A 4696-nucleotide genomic window follows, 5' to 3' on the forward strand; every position below is an offset into this window, starting at 1 on the left:
TTTTGAGGTTCTGCGCGCGGGCCAGGGCCTTGCGGATCGCGGCACCTTCATTGTTGACGCTGATGGTGTGATCCAGGCTGTGGAGATCACGGCTGAGGGTATCGGGCGTGATGCTGCCGATCTGTTGCGCAAGGTCAAGGCTGCTCAGTATGTGGCGGCGCATCCTGGTGAAGTATGCCCGGCGAAGTGGCAGGAAGGCGAGAAGACCCTTGCTCCCTCCCTCGATCTCGTCGGCAAGATCTGATTATCAAAACAGCGCTCCGGTAAAGGCCGGAGCGCAATATTCAGAAAGCGGGGGCCAATGGCTCCCGCTTTTTTATTGAGTACTCAGGAAGGGGCTCCCTTTCTGATATGGATTTGTGTTGTTTCAGAATGTCCAGCTGACGCGTGCATTGTAGGAGCGCCCAGGACCCGCCACCGGGTAGCCCCAGATTGGGGAGCTTTTCCCCATCATGTTCTTGCTGCGATAGTTCACCAGATTGGCTCCGCCCAGCGGCAGATCATATTGGGTATCCAGCAGGTTCTCGATGCCCAGATCGAGCTTGAACTGTTGCCACACATAGCTGGCGCGCAGATTGAGAAGCGCATAGGCTGCGGTTGGTACCTCATTATGCACTTGGCTCACCTGAGTTTTGGCGGCCACCATTGCCAGCTCCGCGCTGGTGGTCCAGTTACCCAGCCGGTAATCCAGAGCCATCAGGCCGTTCAGAGGCATGATATTGTAGAGATTGACGCCATCCGTGCGCTGGCCCTGCACATAATTCAGATTGCCGCGGAACGTCATCCGACCGTGAGTGGCGCTTTCCCACAGGTCCAGCTTGCCATCAATATTGATGCCGAAAAGCCAGGCATCGTGATTGGCGAATTGCAGGAACACGAAGCTGTCACGTGATGTCAGATTGTTCGGTCGCTTCATCAGGCAACTGCCAATGGCGCAGCGGTCCACGTCAATATAATCCACCACATAGCTGTAATAGGGTGAGACGCGCAGCGACCATGCATCTTGCACCGGGTCCTTCCAGCTTGCGGTGAAGCTGACCGTGTGGGCAGACTCGGCGTCCAGGTCCAGATTGCCGACATAGCCATTGCCGTCCCCGAACCAGCCAATCATGTTCATGGCCATGGGGTTGGTGGACCAGCTGTACAGCTCATAGAAATTCGGGGCGCGGGTTTTGCGGGCGAAGGAAAGCTCGTATGTGCTTTGCGCATCCGGCTGATAACGCAGAGTGCCTGCACCATCCATGTTGAAGAAGGTACGGGCGCGATCTTGCGCGTTGAAGGCCGCAGCGTCAGCGCCATACATCATGGTATTATAGCCGGAGACAGCGCCGGTATTCATCCACACGGTATCATTGCGCACGCCAATCAGTGCAGTCCAGTGGCTGTCGAGCGCCTTTTCCCACTCCGCATAGGTGCCGAGGCGTAGCCGGCGACCATCATTGATGTTCCAGAAAGTATCCGGGCTCATCATCATGGAGCCATCAACCGGGGGCCACCAGTCATCGAGCTGGCTGTAGAACAATTCATTGCCCAGGCGCAGAAGGTTGCTCTCCGCAAGGTTCATCGTGCCCTTGATCTTGTAGCCGAGGTCGGTTCCGCGTGTATCCATCGGCATATCGCCGGTCTTGTCGGGCTCGATGAAGCCCATGGTGTGGCGCACCCGGTTGGCGAAGATGGAAGCTTCCAGCTGGCCCCAGTCAAACTGACCCTCATAGCGGCCATTGGCGAAGAGACTCTTGTTCTCCACCATATCCATATATTCGTTCGGATAGCCCTGTGTGGGAATGAACTGCCCGCCGATCTGTGCCGAGAACAGATGGTTGCCAAGCTTCTTCGAGATGCTGAGCGCGTGGTTTTGCGTCTCATACATGGTGGACTTGATCTTGGTGCCATCGCCGGATGTGTAATCATCGGCGCGGGACCACCCGCCCGTATAGCTCACGCTGGTATCTTCATTGGAAACCGTGGCGTTGGCGTCAACGCCATAGGCGTTGCCATTGCTGCGGTAGAAGCCGGAAACGCCGCCTGATGTGCTGAGGGCCTGTCCAGGTGTGAAGCGCGGGGGCGCAACGGCGACATCCATCTTGGCGCCCGTATAGTCCCCCCCAACACTCACCGGAGCTGTGCCCATATAGACATTGGCCGAGGCGATCATGGCCGGGTTCACATAGGAGAGTGCCGGGTTCATATCGTTCGGGCAGGCCATGCCAAACAGCATGTCATTGATGGTGATCTGCACCCGGCCCGCGCCGCCCATGCCGTTCACGGCCGGCAGACCGGAAACGCCGCCCGTATTCCAGAAGGAGCCCCCCGGAACGCGGCTGAAGAGCGCGGCGGAATTGCTGGTTTGCAGGGTTTCCGAAGTCGCCTGCACGCCAGATATCCGGCTGGCTGCCGCAGGCGTGAAAGACCATCTGCCAGCCTGTTCGGAAGAGCCGGATTGCACTGTGCGCGCGTCATCAGGGCGAACTTCGATCTGGGGCAGAATGGTGGTGCTGTTCTCCTGAGCGTTCACCGAGGATGGAAGTGTTGCGGAACCGGCGACAACACACAGGCCGAGCAGGCCGGGCCGAATGAAGGCGGTGCTCTGGTGCAACGCCTGACGCAGGCTGATTGTGAAAACTGTAGACATGACAAGAATCCTGGCGTGCAGCTTCATGGCTGACGCCCTGACTATCCATGGTCATGCGTGTCCGTCGTGCAGCATCATGCGCGCACGCACCAGACCGCATCCATACGATAGCCCGATGAATGGGAGGATGTTCAGAAGGCAGTTTTCAGGGCGAGCATTTGGTGCGCCGCGCGTGAAAGCTGCTGCAATGACTTCTGCTCCCCTGGGTTCGCAGGTGTGCGGTGCTCAGGGGCGCGTGTCAGGTTAGGAGAAAGGGGGGCGCGCGGGGCTGGCCGGGTGTTTTCCTGGCGGCAAGATGCAAGGGGGCTGGCTGGAGCCAGGAGAGCTGCGTTCGCGTGCTGATGCGGAAGGGGAGAAGCAGGGCAAGAGGCGGCGGCAGTGCAAGCAGATCAACCCGAGCGAGGCAGGCTGGGCAATGTCCTCGGCTGGTTGTGTCATCCGCATTCCCGTTTGCGCCGCCTCCTAGTTCCAGCGTGCTCGCAAAACAGGTTTCTACAGCACCCACGCCGCGCGGCATGGAAGCAATCAGGGTGGTTGTGAGCAGAACCTGAAAAACAAGCGCATAGGCGGCCGTCCAGGCGGCGACCCATCTTATGCTTCGTGTTTTTCCAGTGTTCCAGCGCATGTCGATGCGCCGGATAACATACTCACTGCCATATTGGAATAAGGCGAAACTGCGGCGTATGTGTCGCAGATGTTGGGCCTGTCAGCTTTTCTGTGCCCTTGGTTCAGCTCAGCCCGTCAAGGTGCTGCATGCTGTTGATGGCGGAGATCTGAACCTTTTCACCTTCAAGGCTCAGGACATTGATGCAGCAGGGGCCTTGCGCAATTTTCCAGTAGGCGGAAAGAGGTTGATCGAGAAGCTGGATCAGAAGTGCGCGGTTGATGCTGTCATGGCCGACAAGGACAAGGGTGCCATCAGGGTAATTGTGCACCACCTTTCGCAGCATATCCGCGCCACGCAGGATAATATCCTGCAAGGATTCCCCTGAGGGAAAACGCACACGATGCGGTGCGGAGCGCCACAGTGCTGTTGATTTCCATTGAGAATTGACCCGGGTGGGTATGGTTTACGTGCTGCCGTTTCTGGGCAGGTTCAAGATGGGGGCTTCTCCTTTCTAGCTTTGGGCGCCGCGGTGCTGGCGCGGAAGCGGAAGCTGTCGTTTCCGGTTTCCAGGATGTGGCAGTGGTGGGTAAGCTGATCGAGCAGCGCGGTGGTCATCTTGGCGTCACCGAACACGCCAGCCCATTCGCTGAAGCTCAGGTTGGTGGTGATGACGACGCTGGTGCGCTCGTACAGCTTGCTGAGAAGATGGAAGAGCATGGCGCCGCCCCGATGGGCTGAAGGGCAGGTAGCCCAGTTCATCGAGGATGAGCAGGTCGAGGCGTAGCAGGCGTTCTGTCCGCTGGCCGGACCGGTTCATGGTCTTTTCCTGCTCAAGCGCGTTGACCAGGTCGACCGTGGAGAAGAAGCGGACCTTCTTGCGGTGATGCTCGACAGCCTGGACGCCCAGAGCTGTGGCGATATGGCTTTTGCCGGTTCCGGGTCCGCCGATCAGCACGACGTTGTCGGCGTTTCCCATGAAGTCACCCTGGTGAAGCTGGCGCACGAGGGCTTCATTGATCTCGCTGGCTGCAAAGTCGAAGCCCGCCAGATCCTTGTAGGCCGGGAAGCGAGCCGCCTTGATCTGATAGGCGATCGACCTGACCTCCCGCTCGGCCATCTCTGCCTTCAGGAGCCCAGACAGCATGGGCACGGCAGCGTCGAAGGCAGGCGCGCCCTGCTCGATCAGATCGCCAGCGGCTTGCCAGATAATGCCGCCAGTCATAGATTGTGCGTCCCGGCTTGTGATGGGAACGGTCGATGAGCCGGGCATGTTCGCACACGATCTGGCCTTCGGCCGCTATGACCAGACGATCCGGATAGACCCTCAGGCTGACCGGCCGGTTCGCGAAGGAAGCAGGCACCGAATAGCGGTTGCGGTCGAAGGCGACGAGGCAGGTCGGCGACACGCGCTTGATCTGCTCGACAAAGCCATCGAAGGGCCGGCCCAGTGGCATCAG

3 protein-coding genes and 3 pseudogenes are annotated in these 4696 nt (G+C 59.1%); 1 reads left to right on the forward strand and 5 read right to left on the reverse strand.

Translation table 11 applies throughout. From position 1 onward, the window contains the following. A pseudogene (locus tag ACT6QH_RS00025) lies at positions 1–244 on the forward strand (peroxiredoxin); the annotation flags it as partial. Positions 245–367: 123 nt separating this feature from the next. On the opposite strand, the gene ACT6QH_RS00030 reads toward ACT6QH_RS00025, so the two are convergent. The 5 genes and pseudogenes from ACT6QH_RS00030 to ACT6QH_RS00050 form a co-directional block, all read right to left on the reverse strand. Next, positions 368–2632, reverse strand: a complete 2265-nt coding sequence (locus ACT6QH_RS00030) for a TonB-dependent receptor (protein ID WP_444972793.1) — start codon at positions 2630–2632, stop codon at positions 368–370. A 238-nt stretch (positions 2633–2870) separates the two neighbouring features. Further along, on the reverse strand, positions 2871–3257 hold the full coding sequence (locus ACT6QH_RS00035; protein WP_444972794.1) for a DUF2946 family protein: 387 nt from the start codon (positions 3255–3257) through the stop codon (positions 2871–2873). A 103-nt stretch (positions 3258–3360) separates the two neighbouring features. Continuing rightward, the gene (locus ACT6QH_RS00040; RefSeq protein WP_444972795.1) at positions 3361–3699 is read right to left on the reverse strand and encodes a histidine phosphatase family protein; all 339 of its coding nucleotides are present in this window, start codon (positions 3697–3699) and stop codon (positions 3361–3363) included. 29 nt (positions 3700–3728) lie between these two features. Beyond that, a pseudogene (gene istB, locus ACT6QH_RS00045) lies at positions 3729–4461 on the reverse strand (IS21-like element helper ATPase IstB). Continuing rightward, positions 4409–4696: pseudogene (locus ACT6QH_RS00050) on the reverse strand (Mu transposase domain-containing protein); the annotation flags it as partial. The pseudogenes istB and ACT6QH_RS00050, both read right to left, overlap by 53 nt.

It is taken from the genome of Haloleucobacter albus, from assembly GCF_052492075.1.